This window comes from Gaoshiqia sediminis (genome assembly GCF_025907915.1).
GTDB classification, from domain to species: domain Bacteria; phylum Bacteroidota; class Bacteroidia; order Bacteroidales; family Prolixibacteraceae; genus Gaoshiqia; species Gaoshiqia sediminis.
Genome location: NZ_JAPAAF010000010.1, coordinates 112,336 through 133,895, shown reverse-complemented (window position 1 = coordinate 133,895; position 21,560 = coordinate 112,336). Strand labels below are relative to the sequence as shown.

Here is a 21,560-nt window from a genome sequence, read left to right as displayed (position 1 = left end):
GGGGACTTTAAGCCTCACCTTTAGGGGAGGTTTGGAGGGGTAAAATGAGGAATGGCTAACAATTTGTAAGCTCACAAAAACCAGAATCTACTTTTAGGACAGCCTCTTACACGCCGGATCAGTCCGAAACGTCCTTAAAAGGGAAAGCCATGTACGGTCACGACACGTCGTGACCTCGCGACCAACATGCCACAGCCACGTGGGAGGCCCCTATTAACTTATCCTGCACCTACCGGAAATGCCTCAGGTATTGGAAGCTTTTAAGGCACATGTGCATTGAAAATGCCAGGTTTAGGTACAGTCCCGCAGGGACATAATTTGGGTAGAAACTGAGTCAACCCAACTTTCTGACGTCCCTTTGGGGACGCAATAAATGCATGCGCGATAGAAATATCGGGTAGATTTTCACCGGATCAACTGGCGTAAAACCTTATTTATCTTATCGGATGAAGGTTGAATATCCGGATTGCCGGATGATCCCGACAGGGATCAAATACGGGTAGAGAAATAAGTTGCCAAAAGATTTCAGCGTTCCTTCGGGACGAAATATATTTTTTACCGGACGACAGTTTCAGCATATCCCTATGTTTTATTTGTTTGATGCCTATCGAAGATTAATATGATGTTCATAAAAAATAATTTTAATGCGTGTTAAAAATTAATTTGATGCGCATTAAACTTGAAAAACATCTTGATATGTTTTGTCTTATTTCCTGATAAGATGATGATTCCCTCCTTATTTTTTTACCGTCAAGCCAAGACAATGTCAGGCCATGGCATATCGTAGCCTTACGAGCCGGATAAAGCCCGAAACATTGCACACGGGAAAGCCGGGTAAGGTCACGACAGGTCGTGACCAACAGACCAACCCCAGGAAACCTAAATAGATTAACGATCTGTCGTGACCACCGTGCCAACCCACAGCGGCAAGCATTGGGTAATCTGTCCGGTACCTGCGTAATGCTCCGGGGATTAGAAGCCTTTCAGTGAATGTGTGCCCCTGCAGGGTAAATCAATCAAAATCTTTAAACGCGATTTCCCTGATGCGATTACCCTTTAACCTTCTCAATCATATGATTTATGACATGGGTATGCTCCTGCTGAGGACTAAACATGACAATTTCAGCATCTTCATTAACCTTGACATTATGACCTGAAGGCCAGTAGAATAGTTCATTTGAGTTAACGACTTCCTCAATACCTTCAGAATCGGTAGTCGTAAGCTGGCCACTTATTACGTATCCCCAATGAGGACACTGACATAAATTACCTTCAAGCACCATAAAAAGAGGAGTGGTATCCACACCTGCCGAGAGACTGAAATACTCGCCACTAATTTTGCCTAACCCGGTTGCATCACCAAAATCAGTTTTTTGACGAATAATAGCTCCAGGAATCTGCATTTTGACTTCAATGTCGTCTTTTAAAATTTTCATAATTGTTTCTCCTAATTGATTTGGATGAAATTGTCCACCTTGAAAAGCTACTGCTGCATCCGTCTCAGGCAATACTGGACTTGTACTGTGAATATATATAACCAACAGTATGACAGGACGATTGTTCAATCTGTTGAATGATCAGCAACAGATGTTCATATTCCGGAAGGTAAACAGGATCTTCCTGCCCGGAACCACATTAAAAACTGCTGCGCACTGCCTCCGTCTCGAAAATTCAGGCGAAGTAGGGGGGCATCAACGGCCTGGCCGGAAATCCATTGAGGCCACGGCATACCGTAGCCTTACGAGCCGGGTAAAGCCCGAAACATTGCAAACGGGAAAGCCGGGTAAGGTCACGATAGGTCGTGACCAACAGACCAACCTCAGGAAACCCAAATAAGGTCACGGCGTGTCGTGACCACCGTGCCAACCCACAGCTGCAAGCATAGGTAATCTGTCCGGTACCTGCCAGTAATGCCTTGCCAACAGGATCGCTTGGTATCGCCGGTTTTGCAGCCGGAAGCATAATCCTCTGCTGCCAGATGAACCGTTGTTGAAAATTTTATCGTTTAATCAGTGATTAACAGTAGATTTTTTAGACTGATTGTGCTAAATTTAGGGTCGGTAAAAGGGTAAGGGCTATTCCTTGTTGAGAGGGGAGAATGGAAAAAGATAAAATGCCGGAGATGGAACAGGCCTTCTAAGCCCAACCCAAATCAAAAAAATACCGGCCAATTAAGATTACACCCGATAAAAGAGTATGATTGCTTCGATGAAGATTTTATTTTGCCCACGCGTTTCTGCCCTTCGGGACAGTTTGGGAAGCCAACACACATTGCACACATTTGCAAATCGCACTAGCCGACTCATAAACCAAAATTTGCAAAAGAGAGCGACTTAACCAACCCATGAAATATTGCTAAACATGAAATTCATAGACAGACTTTTCCCTTTTCTGAGCCAAGAAATTTTTAAAGAGAATGTTCTCACGGCATATTGGGTAATAGCTTTAATTGCGATTTTCTTAATTGCATTATTTTATCTTGTATTTAAACTTCTTGCAATTAGAAAGAGTATCGAAAAAAACAATCTTCAAAATCACAGTAAAATCGGAAAAATATGGCATGCTTATCAGACTTCATTTTGTAAGTATGGTGAGGAAAGAAAGACAAAAGAGTTTTCTGAAGAATATTTTAATGAGCAAAATATTCTTTTAGCAACCCTTAACCTTAGATTAATTAATAATGTTTCAAACATTTTAATCGGATTAGGAATCTTGGGAACATTTGTCGGTTTAACTTATGGGATTGCAGATTCAAATTTTGAAACTACTGAAGCGATAAAATGTAGCATTAACAACCTTCTAGCGGGGATGGGGACTGCTTTTGTTACATCAATTTGGGGAATGGGACTTTCTTTATTTTTTACAGTAATTTTTAAACTTTGGCAATCAAATATAACAAGAAGGATTCAAGATCTATGCTTGGAGCTTGACCATGAAAATAAAATTGAGCAAGAGCAATTTGAGATTTTTCAACAGGAAAAACAAAAGAAGATTATTAATGATTTATTCAACGAATACTTGGTTGCTGACACCGACCAAGGAAAACAACTTCCCAAAAATGTTTTCAGGCAACTTTTAGAAGAGTCGGTAAAACAAACTGCTTCACTTCAAACGTTTTCCGACGATTTAGGCACCAGCATTGAATTGGCGATGGAAAAGCTGGTTGCTGATAATAATCTTCAAATTAGTCAATTGATTGAAGAAAAACTTGTTCCTGTTTTGGAAGATTTAAAAACCATAAAACAAGATTCAGGCACACAAGTAATTGAGAATGCTGTGCAACGTTTGGCGGATTCTATGAAGTTAATGATGGATGATTTCAAGAACACAATCACCGGAGATACGAAACAGGAAATGGAAGGCTTGGCAGCAAGGCTGACCGTGGTTTCAGAATCACTTATTGGCATTCCAAATTCAATGGCAGACATTACTTTACAAGTAACAGAAGTTATAGAAGCACTTAAAGAAACTGTTATTAAAAACATTGAGCAATCAAAGATTGAAGCTGCCGAAATCAATAAGAGAAACCGCGAAGCATTTTCAACTGCGACAGATGAATACAAATCGACAGTGGAAGATATTCAGGACCACATGGAATTATTGCTTTCAACACAGAAAGACAACATCAAACAAGTATCTCAAATCAATGATGAAATAAAGGCAACTTTAAAAGAAAACAGCTTGGTAAATCAACAATTTGAGTCAATGATTCAGAAATCAAAGATTGTAGTTCAATTAATAGAAAGCATTTCAAACAAATTTGAAACAAATTCAACCTCACTTTCTCAAATTTCAACAAATTTGAAAACATCCATTTCAGATTTTGGGAAAAGCATTAGTGATTATGTTGAACGAAATAATAGATTGTTGAATTACCAACAAGAAACTCTTCAAAAGACCAAAGATATTTCAGAAACATATTCGGCTCGTTTTGTAACAATTGAAAATGGGCTTTCAGGCATTTTTGACCAGATACAAACAGGACTCAAGGATTATCAAAAAACAACAGGTGAAAATTTAAATCAATATTTAAAATTATTCTCGTCAACATTAACTTCTTCCGTTGAAGCATTAGAAAGTAGTGTTTCCGGATTAACTGATTTTACAGATGAATTAAATGATTTAGTTGAAAGAATAGCAAATAAAAGATGAGCAAAAAATTTATTGAAATAGAAGATAATAACCAGTTTGGTCTTTCAACAGGAGACTTAATGGCTGCATTATTATTAATATTTGTGCTTTTGCTAATTGGGACAATGTTAAAATTACAGGAAGAATTTGACAGCAAAAGTGATGTCGCAGAAAGGTATAAAGAATTGCAAATAGAACTTTACAATGATTTATATAAAGAATTTGAATCCGACTTGAGCTTATGGCAAGCTGAAATAGATTCTACATTAACTATTCGATTTAAAGAGCCGGATGTACTTTTTGATGCCGGAGATTCGAAACTTAAATCAACATTCTCTGACATTCTATCTGACTTTTTCCCACGTTATATTAATGTTTTGCGAGAAGACAAATACATTGACCACATTGAAGAAATAAGAATTGAAGGACATACGTCAATTGAAGGAAGAAATGGGATGGATGCAGATGAATCGTATTTTTATAATATGAAATTGTCTCAGGACAGAACGAGGTCGGTACTTAGGTTTTGTTTAAATATGCTTCAACCCGGAGTTTTTGAATGGACGAGAGACCGAGCTACTGCAAACGGACTTTCCTCGGTAAAGCCAATTTCGGAAAATGAGTCGGAACCAGGAAGAAAACAAAACAGACGTGTTGAATTTCGAATAAAGACGGACGCTGAAAAGCAAATCAGAGAAATGCTCAGATATGCAGAATACTAAAGAAATATTAAAATGGCATCTTAATTTTTCTGAAATGAAATATGCGGCAGAGCATGTTTTTTCAAGAGAAACTAAAAGCATTGTTGATATTTCAATTCGTCAATTAAAGGAATTATCGGAGAGGTTGCCTGATGGGAATAAACTTCCAGAAAAGAAATTGATAAAAGATGTTTATTTTCTATTTCAAAGAGAAAGCCATAAGGAGTATTTCTATCTCATTTCCTTATTTAGTAAAAGAGATACACGAATTCTGGTATATGCGTTAGATTATCAACCTGAGAATGGTGGAGAAATAATTCTGTTTTCCGAAAAATTTGATACTGCGAGAAAATTAATTCTTGACAATTGGAAAGACTCATTTATAATTAATTTATGGCATGTACTTTTAAAGAATTGGAACAATTTACTTGTATTTCAAACGCAACGCGAACAGTTAACAGAACTTCTTAATTCTAAATGTAATGCATACGATAAATCCCGAAAAGATATTTTGGAGGTAACCCGGATTATAAGTTTTTTCCTAAAAAAAGACTCGCCTAAAGAATTCGCCAGAAATTTAATTAGTTATAAAAAATTGATTAGTGATTCCCATGTAACTTTAAAACAGAAAGAATCAATTTTGTTATATGAATATTTTTCTTCAGTGCTTGAACAGTACATAGATTGTATTGATATTAATTCTATTACTCGGGAAACCACATCTTCAATATTTTTGTTTTTGCAGAAACATAATAATAAGAAAATAACATTAATTTCTTGTTCTCAAATTATTAATTCAAATAAATTCAACCAGACCATTGATATTGTAAAAAACCAAACCGTGTCAATGGTTGGTGACCCAATAAAAGCACATCTCTGGAGATATGATGGATTATCCAGAACTCAGGAAGAAAGTGTTGAATCAGCTAGAAAAAAATTAAATATTCTTTTAAACCAGCATTTTATTAAAGTCTTTTTCGAAGGGCTTGTCCAAGATGATAGGAGGAAAAAATATTGGTTAAAGTTTATTGACAAAATTGATGATATTAAATTTAGCGGAAGCAGCGGTAATTATCGATATCTAAAAAATATTGAAAGTGTATCAAAATATGTTGACTCTCGTTATAAAATCACAAGTAGAAACCAAAGCACATGCGCTTTAATAATATATTCTAGAAATTTTGTGTTTGTTGAATTTACAGATACAGGGGCTTTGTATATATACAAGCGCAAAAATTTTCGGGTCAATCTAAATTCAATTAGTGGTATGGAGGATTTAAAAACTTGGTCGAGAGATGACTATGCCTGTAAAAATTCTGACAGTCCAGGATATGTTATATTAAAAGAAGAAGGCAAAATTGACCATCGAAGTCATAATTGGGAAGATAGAGTTGATATTTGGATGGACAAATATTATCATTCATCTGTAAAAGAATCTGAATCGTTTGAAGAGGGTAGCTCTTCAAATAAAACTAATGAAATGTTTTGGGAAAGTAAAATTCTATATTGGAGTAAAACGAAACTTCCAGGTTATACATATTCTTCAAAAAAAGATGCTTGGTGGAAATACAAATAATCAACTAATGTTCAATGTTTAAAACAAATTATTCGGATAAAAATATCTCCATTAAAGTTGTTGGAATCGATGGTGATGAAGTTATTTATGAAGATTGGTTAAATCACATTGATAATCCAACGAATTTTAACATAATTAACGATTTAATTGTAAACGGTACTGCATCAATTGAGGACAATAAAACTGTTGTCATTTTATATGAAGACTTAAATCAATTGGATGAGTTTGAATATTCTACACTACAACTGCCAGAACCTTACCCATTCGATATCTTTATTGATATAATCGGAAGTGGTTTGAAAGACTTGAATTTGAAACTGAAATATTCTTTTCAGGATTTTGCACATGGAAATGGTTCTGGAAATGTCTTATTTAATCAGGAACAGAGAATTGGGGGTTATTTAAAAAACAAATCCGAATATCTTTTAAATTCAAATCAATTCAAACTAATTGAAGAAATCGAATCTATAGACTCCAAAGAATTTGCGAATTCTAATGATGTTTTAAAATCGATTTCAAAAATTCAGGAATTAGCAGCAAATGCGAATGCAGTGCTTTCAAAAATTCTTGTTGATACAGAAATTGTTGCACCTGAAAAAATAAAAATTGAGGTTGAAGAAGTTGCAAAAGATAAATTTCGATTAAAACCAATTATTGATAAAATTGATAATGAGAAATTTCAAAAAACATTTGAAATATTTCCGAGAATAAAACCCGAATATAATTTTAAGGAGGAAAATAGAAAAGTCAGAGTTATTATTGATGAAAACACAAATGAAAGCGGTAATAGTGTTGCAACAGAACTTTCAAAACTAAAAAAGAAAAATTCATTCAACTCAGATGAAATAAACGAGATTTATAATTCTCCTACAAAATTTTGGGATACAGATTTAATTGATTTAGATGAGTTTGGTAAAAGAGTTTTAGAACTTGGTATTTATAAGCCCAAATTTTATCCTTTTATAAGTCCTTACAAATCTCAATGGATTCCGGGAATAGTAATCGAAAATAAGAAAGAAGGAACCCGCCTTATAAGTATTAAAAACGATGAAGAATTGAATGAACTTAAAAGTTTATTCAATGATAGCAAAGCAAATGGAAAAGAAACGCTGGAGTTTAAAGGAGACAAGTTAGACATCGCTTTTATTCCACCGATTATCAAAAATGCAGAGAAACAGTTAAAATCTCCAAAGAAACCTGTAACCGATGAGATAAAAGAACAGAGTAAATCCGAATCTCAAACGAAAGTATTGATAATAAAAGAGAATACTGACCAAGATGAATATTCAGAAGCAACTCAGCCGATTTCAGATGTAAAATATAATTTTGAATCAATCAAGAATTTATCAGAAGAGATAAAGCTCAAAGACCATCAAAAGAATGGCATAGCTTGGTTACAGACTTTGTCCAGTCCCCCATATTCCTTGCCTGGTGTTCTGCTGGCTGATGACATGGGACTAGGTAAAACCTTGCAAGTTTTATATTTCATTGAATGGTTTGTTCAAAAAGGAAATAATGAACCTGTCTTGGTTGTAGCTCCGGTTTCATTATTAGAGAATTGGCAAAATGAATATCAAAAATTTTTCCCTAATCCTAATTTGAAAGTAATAACGCTTTGGGGCGCTGACGTAAAAAACTATATTATTTCCAGCAATAAGGAAAAAACTATTCGTAATCTAAATGACAAAGCAATTTTTCTAACAACATACGAAACACTTAGAAAACAACAAATACCACTTGGTATAATTAACTGGGGAATAATTATTCTTGACGAAGCCCAAAAAATAAAAACTCCTGGAACATTTGTTACAAATGCGGCAAAAGGATTAAAAGCAAAATTCAAAATTGCAATGACCGGGACACCAGTTGAAAATACATTAATGGATTTGTGGTGTATCGTCGATTTTTGCAGTCCCGGTTTATTGGAAAATGCAAAATCATTTTCAAATCAGTTTCAAAAGCCATTGAAAAAAGGTGATACTGACTTTGGTCAATTGTCTGAAAATCTCAGGGGTAAAATTGGTGATACTTTAATGAGGAGAATGAAAACTGATGTTGCTAAAGACTTGCCAACAATTGATTATTTGAAATTTAGGGAAGAAATGCCTCCGGAGCAGTATGGTATTTATCAAAACGAATTAATAAATATTGAACAGTTAAAAGAAGATAGTGATAATGCAAATCCAGTTCTTCAGGGCATTTTTAATTTAAGAAGTATCTCCGACCATCCTTATTTAAAACACTATCAACTGGAAAATTTTACTTCAAATGAACTTATAAACTCATCTGCTAAATTGAAAAAAGTGATTTCAATTCTGTCTGAAATAAACAAGCTGGAAGAAAAAGTCATTTTATTTACTGAAAATAAATCAATGCAAAGAGTACTGAGAAGAATTGTAATTGAAAACTTCTCAATAACCCCTTCAATAATTAATGGCGAAACTCCAACAAGCATTTCAAAAACAAATAATTCAAAACTATCAAGGCAACAAGAGATAGATAAGTACCAAAAGAAAGATGGATTTAATGTAATAATTATGTCTCCGGTTGCTGCTGGATTTGGATTAAATATTACAGAAGCCAATCACGTAATTCATTATACTAGACACTGGAATCCTGCCAAAGAACAACAAGCAACTGACAGAGCCTATAGAATTGGGCAACAAAAGCCTGTAAAAGTTTATTATCCATTGGCAGTTGCTCCTAATAATGAAATAAAAACTTTCGATATTGTTTTAGATGAACTTTTAGGTAGAAAGTCTCATTTAGCATCAAGTACACTTTTCCCAACAGAACAGATTGAAATTAGTAAGGAAGATTTTATAAATGCAATGTGCGTTGACGGGTCAGAAAAGAAGTCTGTTATTCTCAAAAGTATTGAATCATTGGATAAACTACAGCCATTGGTTTTTGAAGCTGCAATTTCCTTACTTCTTGAAAAGAAGTTTGAAGGAAATACGTGGTTAACACCAAAATCAAATGATAAAGGTGCTGATATTATTCATTTTAACGAGAATCGTAATTTTTTAATTCAGGTTAAGCAAAGTACATCCAAGTTAGGAATAAATTCAGGTCAGGAAATAAACTATGCACTTCCTGAATACAGGAATAAATATCAGCGAGATTTTATCCCACAAGTAATTACAAATAGTTTCTTTAATCAAACCGCAATTGATTTAGCGAAACAAAATAGTATTGAGTTAATTGACAGGAAAATTATTGAAAACTGGATTCAAGAATATCCATTAAATATTGATGAGATTGATAATAAATTGAATGACAGGATTTCTAACTTTTAATATATTTCGAAAGCATAATATAATTAAATATTGAGGAGTGAGTAAAAAACTAAAAAATATAAACAATCTGTTTTCAGAAATCAGACAACTGATTGAAGAAGCAAGGCGAACGGTTGCAGTTGCGGTTAATGATGTGACGACAATTTTATATTGGAGTATCAGGCAACGATGACAAACCAAACCATCGTCACCGAAAAGCCCTGTTCGAAACCGGGCAATTAGACGGATGAAAAGAAAATTCGATCAGTTATAGTGAACTCCAAAATCATACAGAATAAACGAATGAGACAGATGAAACGATTAGCAGGAATTTGTGCCTTGTTGCTGGTGGCAGCAACGGTTGTGGCGCAGCCGGAGGGAAACCAGGCAAGCCGGGTCCCATGTACAGAAAGCGGGGCGTCGCTGTCGCACTGGAACGGCAAGCGCGTAGCTTTTCTGGGCGATTCCATGACGCAGAAGCGGGACACCGCCATCCGGGTGTATTGGGAATACCTGACCGACTGGTTGGGGCTGGAACCTTTTGTATATGGCATCAGCGGACATCAATGGACCGGCATATACGGGCAGGCGCAAAAGCTGCAACAGGAAAAGGGCGCCGGGGTGGATGCCATCCTGATTTTTGCCGGCACCAACGATTATAACCACGGCGTGCCACTGGGCGGTTTTTTCAGCGAAACTACCCGCGAAACCAACCACAACGGGAAGCAGGTGGTCCGCAAATACCGCAGCCACGTGGAGACCGACAGCACCTTTTGCGGCCGCATCAATAAGGTGATGGCCTACCTGAAAACCAATTTTCCGGATCAGCAGATCATCATCCTGACACCGATTCACCGGGGTTTTGCGAAATTTCGCGAGAATAACGTGCAGCCTGAGGAAAGTTTCGCCAACGCGCAGGGGCTGTACCTGGATGCTTACGTGAACGCCCTGCGAGAGGCGGCGTCCGTCTGGGCTGTTCCGCTTATCGACCTGTATTCGCTGAGTGGCCTTTACCCGATGGCCGATTCGCATGCGCCGTATTTTCAACATGCCGATACCGACCGGCTGCACCCGAATACCCAGGGAAACTACCGGCTGGCAAAAACCATTTACTACCAACTGCAAAGCCTGCCCGCCACGTTTGTCAGCGAATAGGTACAGCTACCTAATGGCAACGTGTAATTGCGGGAAAGTTTTATCTTTAAATGTTGAAAAATTGAAACATCGTCGCTATGGAGAAAGATATTCGCTGGCAGCAACGGTTTAATAACCTCCGGAAAGCATTCAATCAGTTAGCCCGGTTTGTGGAGCACGAAAAACTGAACGAGATGGAGGAGCAGGGGCTTATAAAAGCATTTGAATACACGTATGAATTGAGTTGGAAAACGCTTCAGGATTTGTTGCGGGACAAAGGTTATCATCAGATTGCAGGACCAAAACCGGTGATTGAACAGAGCTTTCAGGATGGTTACCTGACCAATGGAACGGGATGGATGCGGATGCACCAAAGCCGAAATCTGACCAGTCATACCTACGATGAAGAAACTGCACGTGAGATTATTGACGGAATTCGAAACGAATACTTTTTTCTGCTGCAGGATTTGATCGCCAGGCTGGAGGAAGAGCAATCAAGTTCACAAAATTCATTATTTGATGCGTAAAGAATTGAATATTGGATTAAATAGTCCTGATTTGGAACGTGTGGTGCGGATTATTCAGAAAAGTCCCAGCATACAGGACGCCATCTTATTTGGTTCCAGGGCTAAAGGGACGTTCTCCCCCGGTTCGGATATTGACATTGCTTTAAAAGGGAAAGATCTTGTACTGAATGACGTTCTTGATTTGAAGATTGCCCTGGAGGAGTTAAACCTACCGTATAAGTTCGACCTGGTGATTTATGACCGGATCACGGAAGAAGCGCTAAAAGAACACATCACCAGAGTGGGAATCTCGCTTTTGTAATTTACCCTAAACCAATAACCGACATGAGCCAACCAACTTACATCACCATCCGAAAAGCCTCGGGCGACGCCGAGCAGTTTGATGTGGACAAATTGAAACGTTCGTTGCAGCGGGCGGGCGCCGAACCTGCCGTTATCGATGAGATTGCCGACGAGGTGGTCGGCTCGCTGTATGATGGCATCACCACCAAAAAGATTTATGCACGGGCGTTTAGCCTGTTGCGCCGCAAAAACCGGGTGAATGCATTTCGTTATAAACTAAAGCAAGCCCTGTTTGAGCTGGGGCCTACCGGCTATCCGTTTGAGCAGTTTGTCGGCGAAATCTTTAAATGCCGGGACTACCGCGTGGAGGTGGGGCAGGTGCTGGAGGGCCGTTGCATCACCCACGAGATGGATGTAATTGCGACCAACGGTACTGAGCAGGTATTGGTGGAGTGTAAGTACTCCAAAGACCAGGGCAAACAGGTGAGCATTCAGGTGCCGTTGTATGTACACTCGCGCATCGGGGATATTGTGCAGAAGCGGAAAGATTTGCCCGAATACCGGGGATTTTCGTTTACCGGGGGCGTAGCTACCAATACCCGTTTTACCGACGATTCGATGGCTTACAGCCGGTGTGTGGGGCTGAAATTGCTGGGCTGGGATTTCCCTGGCGGCAACGGATTAAAAGACCTGATGGAACGCTACCGGGTTTTTCCCGTAACGGTGTTGGAGAACCTCATCAAAAAACAGAAAACCCGTTTGCTGGAGCTGGGCGTGGTTACCTGCCGGCAGCTGCGGGACAAGCCGGAGGTTTGGGGCGAGCTTGGCCTCAGCAGCCGGAAAACCCGTCAGCTGACAGAAGAACTGGAGCAGATACTTGGTTTTTAGGAGAATGAATTTGCAGCCGGACCCTTCATCCGAACGATATACTTGAGTTTACCGAAAAATAAAACCACCGAACTATGACAACGAACCAACCTGATGAAAAGCCCTTGTTGCGCGAGCCGGATGTGTTTCCCGACAGCGCGGTGCTGGCCAATGTTTTGGGCGACAGCTTGCCCGTTTACGAAGAATTGATGGCTGCATTGACCGGCGCCGGTTTCGGACTGACGCCCGAGTGGCGCTACTACAACGATGGCAAAGCCTGGCTGTGCAAGGTGTGCCATAAAAAGAAAACGATCTTCTGGCTCTCGGTTTGGGACCGGTATTTCAAAATAGCGTTTTACTTCACCGAAAAAACCGGTGCGGGAATCGCCGACCTCGACATTGCCGAACCGGTTAAATCCGACTTTTATAAGCACAAACCTATTGGTAAATTGCTCCCGCTGCTGGTAAACGTTAGCAGCAGCGATCAGGTACCCGACATTCTGCGGGTTGCCGATTACAAAATGCGACAGAAATAAGGAAGAAGGCATAAGCAGAAAGTCAAAAGTCAAAAGTAAGAAGGGAAAAGGGAAAAAGGGAAAAGTTGAAAGCAGGTGGGGATGAGGAAATGAAGAAGGACTTTTTAAACAGGTATGAGCGTGACCGCTACGGCAGGCTGCTGGTGGACGTAACGGCTGACCGGATGGAGGATCTGTTCAACGATTTCGACCGGAGTGCCCCTTACGTGAGGCGTGATTTGGACCAGGACCTGGTGGACTACTTGATTGATTGCGCCCGCGAACTTTCGCCCGAACCTTTTGCCATCCGGTTTACGCTGGCCAGCGCGGCAGATAAAGGCGGGCAGTCGCGTATCCGGAGGAGCATCAATAATTTCTTTTTGTACCTGGTAGCGGTCGAGAAACTCAAAATCAGGGGGATGATGCGTACTTCCGTGGTGTTGCTGTGTATTGGTGTGGCCATTTTGTTTGTTTCGGTTTGGGTGAACCGCTGGGTGGGGGCCGACCGCACAGTCGTGGGGCACGTTTTTGCCGAAGGGCTCACGGTGGCGGCCTGGGTTTCCTTGTGGGAGGCGCTGGCCACTTTTCTGATCGAATGGTTCCCGCATCGGAAAGAAATCAAGCTGTTCCGGCGCCTGGCCAACTGCGACCTGGTGTTCCGCGCACAGCCGGAAGTCAGTCAACTGGATGAGGAAAGTTGATCGTAACATACGAGCAATCGATATTCAACTCAAAAATAACGACGTATGAAGATAATTCCATTGGGCACCCGCGGTTTTTACCCTTCCTTTGGCAGGCATACCATGTCGTTTTTGCTGTACGACGAGCGCAGTATGTTTATCCTGGATGCCGGAACGGGGCTGGCCCGGCTGAAGGAGGAAAAGTTGGCCGCGCTGGTGGCGAAATATGAAATGGTGCACATCCTGCTATCCCATTACCACCTCGACCATATCACGGGATTGCCCTATCTGGCCGGAGTTTTGCCCCATACGAAGTTTAATTTGTATGTGCCGTCCCCGCCTTTTTCGGATGTCGATGGACCCGGCGTGATCCATACGTTTTTAAATCCGCCGTTCTTTTCGCTGAGCATGACCGATTTTCCCGGGTTCAGCCAACTCATTGAAATAACGCAAGCCCGGTTGGAGATTGAGGGCCATTTACTTGAATTTATGCGCTTGAAGCACGGCGGCGGCAGCGTGGGGATAAAAATAGATCGAACCATTTCGTATATCACCGATACGGTTCCCGACCCCCGGGTGGTGGAATTTATCCGGGGCTCGCAGCTGGTTTTGCATGAAGTGTGGATGACCGGCGATGAAGCGGCCGCCAAGCCCGGCACTCCCAAAATTCATTGCTCGTACCCCGAAGTGCTTGACATGATGCATCAGGCAGCCGTGAAAAAGCTGGTGCCGGTGCACCTGAATCCCGCCTGGGACGAGGCAGCTATTCGAAATATTTTCCATGAAAGGGTAATGACAGGCTTGGAAGTTATTTTGCCGATGGAGGCTGAGATCATCGATTTTTGATTTATTTTCCAATACGATCTGCGGTAAAAGGATCTCTACTGAATGCCTTTTCCTGAAGGGGGTATTGAACCTCTATGGGCCATTATTGTTCTTCTGATTTGAATTAATCATTCCAACCCTCTTTCGCATGAACAGGAAAAAATCAGATTGGTCCCCAAAGAAGCCTGTAACAGTTATCTTGCTGATGTTGGCGATAGCCACAGGTAGTTGCCAAATCCGCCACAAACAACCCCAAAGTGCTGCGATTCATCATAACCAACCGGTTATGAATGCCGACACGCTGGCCTGCTGCTCCGGTAGCTTGCCGGATCGGTTTGCAGCAGTTGCCGGCGATCCGGGTTTCAGGACGGAAGGATCCGAAAAATTGTTGCCCGACGAAAATATGGTTTTTATTCCTGGTGGTCGTTTCACAATGGGCGGCGATTCGATTTGGGGTCGGGCCGATGAATTTCCGCTGCACGAGGTGGAGGTTTCGTCATTTTACATGGATCGTCATGAGGTGACCAATGCCGAGTTTGATGAGTTTGTGAAAGCTACCGGTTATGTGACCACGGCCGAGCGTAAGCCCGACTGGGAAGAAATGAAAAAACAGCTCCCGCCAGGAACCATGCCTCCGCCCGATAGTGTGTTGGTGGCGGCCTCACTTGTATTTTCGCCACCTGCCTATCCGGTTGCGCTAAACAATGCTGCTGCCTGGTGGAAATGGGTTGCCGGGGCCAACTGGCGCCATCCGCAGGGGCCGGGCAGTTCGGTAAACGGAAAAGAAAACCATCCGGTGGTGCATGTGTCCTGGGAGGATGCGATGGCCTACGCCATCTGGGCTGGCAAGCGTTTGCCCACCGAGGCCGAGTGGGAATACGCTGCTCGCGGAGGATTGGCAGCAGCCATCTACCCATGGGGAAACCAACCCATCGACCAGGGTGGGGTGAAAGCCAATAGCTGGCAAGGCCATTTCCCCGATAAGAACACCGAACGGGATAAATATTACCGGACAGCTCCCGTGATGTCGTTCACCCCTAATGGGTATGGGTTATATGATATGGCCGGCAATGTGTGGGAATGGTGCAGCGACTGGTACCGTGCGGATTATTATAAGGTGTGTGATCGTACCGGATTGGTAACCGATCCCAAAGGTCCGTCGGATTCGTATGATCCGGACGAACCTTTTTCACAGCAACGGGTGGTACGTGGAGGATCGTTTCTCTGTACCGATCAGTATTGCTCGGGCTTCCGGGTGTCGGCCCGTATGAAAACCAGCTGGGATACCGGACTGGATCACACCGGCTTCCGTTGTGTGGTTTCGGTTCGATAATACCAACTACTGCATGTTTTAAGACTGAAATAGCATATGACCGTGAAGAGCGTTTTTATCGGTGAAATGTAACTCAGGTGTTTTGTTAATGGGGAACGAAATAATAACTTTATCCTCATTAACCAACTAACCTGTTACACGTTATGAGAACATTCTTTTTGGCCTTCTTTTTGCTTTTTTCTGCTTCCCTGCTGGCACAAACCAGCAAAGTTTTCGACAATCTGTCGGTCTCCAGTAAAATCCTGAACATGGAGCGCAAGTATGCGATTTATCTCCCGCCAGGCTACGAAACCTCGGAACGCAGCTATCCGGTATTGTACCTGCTGCACGGCGCTGGTGACGACCAGACCGGCTGGGTGCAGTTTGGTGAAGTGCAGCTTATGGCCGACAAGGCGATTGCCGAAGGGATGGCCACAGCCATGATTATTGTGATGCCCGATGCCAATACCGGGCGACGCGGGTATTTCAACAGCATCAAAGGGGATTGGCTGTACGAAGATTTTTTCTTCAACGAGCTGATGCCCTACATTGAAAAAACATACCGCATAAAAGGCGAGAAACGTTTCCGCGCCATTGCCGGTTTGTCGATGGGGGGCGGGGGTACCTTTATGTACGCGCTGCACCATCCCGAACTGTTTTCATCGGCCTGTCCGTTGAGTGCGGCTACCGGCCCGGTTTCGCCGGCCGATGCCCGCAGCTATTTCGAACGTTGGGGCGATACCGGTGCAACCGACACCGAAATTGAAGCCTATTACCGGCAGCACAGCGCCCTGTCCCTGATTGAAAACATGCCCGACGACCGGAAAAAGGCCGTGCGCTGGTACATCGATTGTGGCGACGATGATTTCTTGTATGAAGGAAACTCGCTGGTGCATATTGCGATGCGCAAAAAGGAAATCCCCCACGAGTTCCGCATCCGGCAGGGGGGACATAGCTGGACCTATTGGCGCGAGTCGTTGCCCGCGGTACTTTCGTTTATCTCAGATGCATTTCATCAGTATTGATAGCAGAAAGGAGGCTTTAAACGGCCTCCTTTCCCATACCTGTTAATCTTTGGGGAGTTCTTTCTTTTTGGTTTTTGGGCTGATCCGGATAATGGTGGCTCCCGGATTTTGCTCGTCATCGTCGTATTGGTTGTCGTTGCCTGTTCGCTTATTCGGGTCGATCAGGATTTGCTCCTCAATTTCGGCTTTGATTTGTTTTGTTGTTTCCTCCAAATACCCTTGTTCTTTTTCGTAGTTGGTGGTGGTCATCGGGTCCAGCAAATAGGTCCGGTAGGCCACCAGGATTTTGTTTTCTTCCGCTTTTCTTCGGTTGGCCAGCACAATTTGAGGTATCATGGACACATGGTTGATCATCAGCGAGTCCCCTTCGCTTAGTGAAGTTTTGAAGTAGCCCGATTGGTTGGTTTTGATCATTTTATAGGTCCGGTAATTTATCAGCAGGGCATTTTCCAGGGGAATGGAATCTTCGGTCATCAGAAAACCTTCGAACACAATGGTGCCTGACTTGCTTTCCTGTGCCCGCAAACCCAGCGCCAGGAATAGAATGACGGTAATGGAGGCTAAAAACTTCATATTTATTCTTTAAGGTTATCCAAAACGTGAGCTTTTTTATTGGTTGTTATTTTAGTCCCACTTCTATTCATACGAGGATTTGGGGCTGGTTGGTTCTTTTTCTGCTTAAAAAGATGGCTATTGGAACATATGGCCTGGCTTAGCATAGCCGGACCGGATCGAACTGGCAGAAGTCGGTCATGCATGGGTGGGGGTAGTTGCTGTAATCGGCCCCGGTGGAGTTGACGATGATAATTTGGCCTGCCCGGGCGTTCTCTGCGGCTTTGATCCCGGCAAACGAGTCTTCGAAAATGATGCTGTCGGCGGCCTTCACGTTCAGTTTTTGCATCGCTTTCAGAAAATAGTCGGGGGCTGGTTTTCCCGCCAGGGTGCCATCGTCGTAAACAATCTTTTCGATATCGAACCATTGGTCCAGCTGGTATCGTTCAATATAAAAACGAAGGTTGTCGATGCCCGAGGCCGTGGCGATGGTAAAGGGAATTTGACGTTCTGCGAGCTGTTCAAAAAGTAATGTTGCCCCAAGGGCAAGTTGCAGCTGGCTTTCGATTACCAGTTGCCGGTACAGGTTTTCTTTTTCGTTGACAAACTGTTTTATTGTTGCTTCATCCAGCTCTTTGTTGAAGATGGCCGGGAAGATATCGCGGTTGTTTTTCCCGTGTATCTTTTCGTTTTTCTCAAGATCGGTAAGCGATATTTGGTGGTTTTGGAGAAAAAGGTCCCAGGCATTGTTGTGTAATGGCGTGTCCCACAGAAGGGTGCCGTTAAAATCGAAGATCAGCGCTTTCCGGTTCATGGGTTTAGGTTATAACGTTGCAGGACGAAAGATACGATTATTTCTTCTTTTTGATCAAGCGGATGAGTTCACTGATGTTTAAACTTACCCCGGGATTAACGGCATCGGGGTTGTACGGGTTGCCATAAGAGCTCGATCGGGCCGGGGCGTGGTAGCCCAGCCTGGCGAGTTGTTGGTAAAGCAGTTTCATGTTTTTCTCAAAGTGTTTCATTTGAATGGCATAATCCATAGCGACAACCGGCTTGATCAGGTAGGTGCGGTAAGAGACGCAGATGAGGTTATTTTTTGCTTTTCCAGCGTGCGCATGAACGACTTTAGGTGACAGGGTGAGGTGGTTGATCATCAGCGAATCGCCTTGCTGGACAAACGTTTTGAAGTAGCCGGTACTATCGGTGGCTACAATTTTCAGGCTGCGGTAGTTGATCAGGTAGGCGTTTTCAACCGGCACAGAATCTTCGCTGAACAGGTAGCCTTCAAACGCGAAGAGTTCCGGTGATTGGGCCAGGGCGAAGACCGGAAGAGCCAGGAGCAGGGAGATTAGCAGAAAAAAACGTTTCATTCAGTTTTTTTCATACAAACTTAGCTCGCCGGAGTGTTAAGATTAATTAATCTTAGCCAACAAATTTGAAACGTTGTTAAATGATGTTGCGGGATCGGGAATTAGTCATTAGGGAATTGGTTATTGGTCATTGGTTATTGGGGAATTGGTCATTTAGTCATTTGTGTTCATTGGGCCGGGCTCGCTTTTCGCCTTTGCTGCAAACCGTAAACCGTAAATCGCTAATCAGTAATTGCTAATCTTAACGGGTAAATATCAGTTTGGCATCCGTCGATTACTGCCAGATCTGGTTTTGGTCGAGGGCCTGGCGGTATCGTTGGGCGTTGGCGTTGTGTTCGCGCAGGGTGCGGGCAAAGTTATGGTAGCCCGAAAAGTCTTCGCGGGCGCACATGTACAGATAGTTGTTGTCGTTGGGGTTCAACACGGCATCGATGCTCGAAATCTCCGGAAAATTGATGGGGCCGGGAGGAAGTCCGGCAAATTTGTAAGTATTGTAGGGCGAATCAATTTCGAGGTGGCGGGTCAGGATGCGCTTGATGCCAAAATCGCCCAGGGCGAATTTCACGGTCGGGTCGGCCTGCAGCAACATGCCTTTGCGGATGCGGTTGATGTAAAGTCCGGCAACGATGGGTTTTTCGTCGGCCTTGATGGTTTCTTCCTGCACAATGGACGCGAGGGTAATCACCTCGATGGGCGAGAGGCCAAGCGCTTCGGCCTTTGCCTTGCGGTCGTTGTTCCAAAAGCGGTCGTATTCTGCTTTCATGCGTTCGGTGAACTGCTCCGGGCTGGTGGTCCAGTATATTTCGTAGGTGTTGGGGATAAACATGGCATGAAACGAATAGGCGTCGAAGCCCATCCGGCTGATCACGATCGAATCCCGGAAATAAGCGATCAGTTCGGTCGAGTCCGGTTCAATGTAGTTGGCCACTTTTCCGGCCAGCTCTTCCATGAAACGCAGGTTGTTGAAGGTGATGGCAATTGGTTTCTGGTTACCGGCTTTCAGCATGTTGATCATCGAGTTGGTGTTCATCCCTTTGTCGAAAACATACTTCCCGGGCTTGATGCTTTCCGGGTAGTTTTTCTTTTTGGCCACCCATCTGAATGCTTTTTCATTTTCCAGGATGTCCATCGCCCGGATCGAATCGAGCACCTGTTCGTAGTTAGCATCGTGGGGGATGGTTATGCTTCCGGGGTTTTTCACATTTTCATCAAACACATAGTTGAAAAGTTGATAGCCCCGCAGCCCGGCCAGGATGAAGGCAATGGCAAAAACCACAATCAGCAGTTTGTTGAGCTTGGGGAAAAGCATAATCCGGTTATTTGTGTTCAAGTTCATTTTTCGAAAATTTTGTCCTGCAAAAATAATCTTTTCTGCGAATCCGGTCAGGTGTAAGTTTTACCTTAATTTTTAGCCGATTCAGTCAAGCCGCCAACATCGGTTTAATCTAAATTACCTATTTTCGTGAGTGCTGAAAATTCATAAAAAAAACTAGAAATATGCATCAGGTAAAACTTGCTGAAAACATCTATTACTTAGGTTATAACGACCGCCGTACCCATTTGTTTGAAAACATCTGGCCGATTCCGCACGGAGTTTCCTACAACTCCTATCTGATTGTGGATGAAAAAGTGGCCTTGATTGATACCGTTGAGCGTCAATATATCGACGACTACCTGGAGGATATCGATGCGATTCTGGCTGGTCGTAAGGTTGATTATCTGGTGATCAACCACATGGAGCCCGACCATTCCGGCGCTTTACGGGCCATTGTGGCCAAATATCCCGACATCATTCTGGTGGGCAATAAAAAAACCTTTGGGTTCGTGGAAAGCTTTTACATGAAGCCGGTCAACATTTTGGAAGTGAACGATAACGATGTGCTGGAGCTGGGAAAAAACAAGCTTCAGTTTCAGATGATCCCGATGGTTCACTGGCCCGAAACGATGATCAGCTACGAAGAAACCAACAAAATCCTGTTTGCGGGCGATGCTTTTGGCAGTTTCGGCACCTTGGATGGCGGTGTGTTTGACGATGAGATCAACCTCGACTTTTATGAAGAGGAAATCATGCGCTATTTCACCAACATTGTCGGGAAGTACTGTCCGCACACCCAGCGCGCCATCAAAAAGCTGGCACCCCTGGATATTCGGATGATTGCGGCAACACATGGGCCTATCTGGCGCACCAACCTGGATTGGGTGTTGAGCCGTTATAATAAGTGGAGCACCTACACTACCGAAAATGGTGTGGTGGTGGTTTACGGTTCGATGTACGGGAACACGCAAAAAATGGCTGAAGTGATTGCCCGCCAGCTTTCGGAACGGGGCATTAAGGACATTCGCGTTTATGACGCATCGAAGACGCATGCATCTTATATCATCAACGACATTTTCAAGTATAAGGCCTTTATTGTAGGCAGCTGTGCTTACAACAACGCCATGTTCCCCAACGTGGAAACCTTGTTGACCAAGATTGAGCACATGGGTATCAAAGATCACTACCTGGGTGTGTTCGGCAACTTCTCGTGGAATGGCGGCGGCGTGAAAAACCTGATGAAGTTTGCCGAAGCGGTGAAATGGGAACTGGTGTATGATCCGGTAGAGGAAAAAGGAGCGCTGAAAAAAGACAAATATGAACAGTGCATTGAACTGGCCAACGCCATGGCCGATAAATTGTTGGGCTAAACATGGGCAATCCTTCATAAAACAAAAGCCATCCAGCGAATGCCGGATGGCTTTTTTACTACTACTACTCAATTACTACTAACCACCCCTAACCCGA

General features: G+C 42.8%; 19 protein-coding genes. 14 read left to right on the top strand and 5 right to left on the bottom strand.

The window, feature by feature from the left end:
- Positions 1 to 1,049: 1,049 nt before the first annotated feature.
- Complete coding sequence (locus tag N2K84_RS09605; RefSeq protein WP_282591586.1) at positions 1,050 to 1,565, bottom strand: cupin domain-containing protein; 516 nt, start codon at positions 1,563 to 1,565, stop codon at positions 1,050 to 1,052.
- 796 nt (positions 1,566 to 2,361) lie between these two features.
- Between N2K84_RS09605 and N2K84_RS09600 the strand changes: the two genes are divergently transcribed.
- The 13 genes from N2K84_RS09600 to N2K84_RS09540 all read left to right on the top strand — a co-directional run bounded on the left by N2K84_RS09600 (position 2,362) and on the right by N2K84_RS09540 (position 16,853).
- Complete coding sequence (locus N2K84_RS09600) at positions 2,362 to 4,152, top strand: MotA/TolQ/ExbB proton channel family protein (protein WP_282591585.1); 1,791 nt, start codon at positions 2,362 to 2,364, stop codon at positions 4,150 to 4,152.
- Positions 4,149 to 4,853 (top strand): OmpA/MotB family protein, encoded by a 705-nt coding sequence (locus tag N2K84_RS09595; RefSeq protein ID WP_282591584.1) that lies wholly within the window; start codon positions 4,149 to 4,151, stop codon positions 4,851 to 4,853. The genes N2K84_RS09600 and N2K84_RS09595 overlap by 4 nt, the downstream gene beginning before the upstream one ends.
- Positions 4,840 to 6,408 carry an EH signature domain-containing protein gene (locus tag N2K84_RS09590; RefSeq protein WP_282591583.1) on the top strand — a complete coding sequence of 523 codons (1,569 nt, stop codon included), beginning with the start codon at positions 4,840 to 4,842 and terminating at the stop codon, positions 6,406 to 6,408. Before N2K84_RS09595 ends, N2K84_RS09590 begins: the two co-directional genes overlap by 14 nt.
- 14 nt (positions 6,409 to 6,422) lie before the next feature.
- Positions 6,423 to 9,707, top strand: a complete 3,285-nt coding sequence (locus N2K84_RS09585) for an SNF2-related protein (RefSeq protein ID WP_282591582.1) — start codon at positions 6,423 to 6,425, stop codon at positions 9,705 to 9,707.
- Between the two features lie 291 nt (positions 9,708 to 9,998).
- The gene (locus tag N2K84_RS09580; protein ID WP_282591581.1) at positions 9,999 to 10,841 is read left to right on the top strand and encodes an SGNH/GDSL hydrolase family protein; all 843 of its coding nucleotides are present in this window, start codon (positions 9,999 to 10,001) and stop codon (positions 10,839 to 10,841) included.
- Positions 10,842 to 10,918: 77 nt separating this feature from the next.
- Complete coding sequence (locus N2K84_RS09575) at positions 10,919 to 11,347, top strand: nucleotidyltransferase substrate binding protein (RefSeq protein WP_282591580.1); 429 nt, start codon at positions 10,919 to 10,921, stop codon at positions 11,345 to 11,347.
- Positions 11,340 to 11,648: a nucleotidyltransferase family protein gene (locus N2K84_RS09570; RefSeq protein ID WP_282591579.1), complete on the top strand. Its 309-nt coding sequence runs from the start codon at positions 11,340 to 11,342 to the stop codon at positions 11,646 to 11,648. Before N2K84_RS09575 ends, N2K84_RS09570 begins: the two co-directional genes overlap by 8 nt.
- Before the next feature lie 23 nt (positions 11,649 to 11,671).
- The gene (locus N2K84_RS09565) at positions 11,672 to 12,517 is read left to right on the top strand and encodes an ATP cone domain-containing protein (protein WP_282591578.1); all 846 of its coding nucleotides are present in this window, start codon (positions 11,672 to 11,674) and stop codon (positions 12,515 to 12,517) included.
- A gap of 74 nt (positions 12,518 to 12,591) precedes the next feature.
- A complete protein-coding gene (locus N2K84_RS09560) occupies positions 12,592 to 13,032 on the top strand; it encodes a DUF3788 family protein (protein ID WP_282591577.1) in 441 nt (146 codons plus the stop codon).
- 65 nt (positions 13,033 to 13,097) lie between these two features.
- Positions 13,098 to 13,712, top strand: coding sequence for a hypothetical protein (locus N2K84_RS09555; RefSeq protein WP_282591576.1), 615 nt, complete (start codon positions 13,098 to 13,100; stop codon positions 13,710 to 13,712).
- A 45-nt stretch (positions 13,713 to 13,757) separates the two neighbouring features.
- The gene (locus tag N2K84_RS09550; RefSeq protein ID WP_282591575.1) at positions 13,758 to 14,537 is read left to right on the top strand and encodes an MBL fold metallo-hydrolase; all 780 of its coding nucleotides are present in this window, start codon (positions 13,758 to 13,760) and stop codon (positions 14,535 to 14,537) included.
- Positions 14,538 to 14,664: 127 nt separating this feature from the next.
- The gene (locus tag N2K84_RS09545) at positions 14,665 to 15,849 is read left to right on the top strand and encodes a formylglycine-generating enzyme family protein (protein WP_282591574.1); all 1,185 of its coding nucleotides are present in this window, start codon (positions 14,665 to 14,667) and stop codon (positions 15,847 to 15,849) included.
- Between the two features lie 143 nt (positions 15,850 to 15,992).
- Positions 15,993 to 16,853: an alpha/beta hydrolase gene (locus N2K84_RS09540; RefSeq protein WP_282591573.1), complete on the top strand. Its 861-nt coding sequence runs from the start codon at positions 15,993 to 15,995 to the stop codon at positions 16,851 to 16,853.
- 42 nt (positions 16,854 to 16,895) lie between these two features.
- Here N2K84_RS09540 and N2K84_RS09535 read toward each other — a convergent pair whose 3' ends face one another.
- The 4 genes from N2K84_RS09535 to mltG all read right to left on the bottom strand — a co-directional run bounded on the left by N2K84_RS09535 (position 16,896) and on the right by mltG (position 20,114).
- Positions 16,896 to 17,426 carry a hypothetical protein gene (locus tag N2K84_RS09535; protein ID WP_282591572.1) on the bottom strand — a complete coding sequence of 177 codons (531 nt, stop codon included), beginning with the start codon at positions 17,424 to 17,426 and terminating at the stop codon, positions 16,896 to 16,898.
- A gap of 139 nt (positions 17,427 to 17,565) precedes the next feature.
- Entirely contained in the window at positions 17,566 to 18,219 is a 654-nt protein-coding gene (locus tag N2K84_RS09530; RefSeq protein WP_282591571.1) for an HAD family hydrolase, read from the bottom strand.
- Between the two features lie 37 nt (positions 18,220 to 18,256).
- Positions 18,257 to 18,778 carry a hypothetical protein gene (locus N2K84_RS09525; RefSeq protein ID WP_282591570.1) on the bottom strand — a complete coding sequence of 174 codons (522 nt, stop codon included), beginning with the start codon at positions 18,776 to 18,778 and terminating at the stop codon, positions 18,257 to 18,259.
- Positions 18,779 to 19,052: 274 nt separating this feature from the next.
- Complete coding sequence (gene mltG, locus N2K84_RS09520; protein WP_282591569.1) at positions 19,053 to 20,114, bottom strand: endolytic transglycosylase MltG; 1,062 nt, start codon at positions 20,112 to 20,114, stop codon at positions 19,053 to 19,055.
- A 161-nt stretch (positions 20,115 to 20,275) separates the two neighbouring features.
- On the opposite strand from mltG, the gene N2K84_RS09515 reads away from it, so the two are divergent.
- On the top strand, positions 20,276 to 21,463 hold the full coding sequence (locus N2K84_RS09515; RefSeq protein ID WP_282591568.1) for an FprA family A-type flavoprotein: 1,188 nt from the start codon (positions 20,276 to 20,278) through the stop codon (positions 21,461 to 21,463).
- Positions 21,464 to 21,560: the final 97 nt, after the last annotated feature.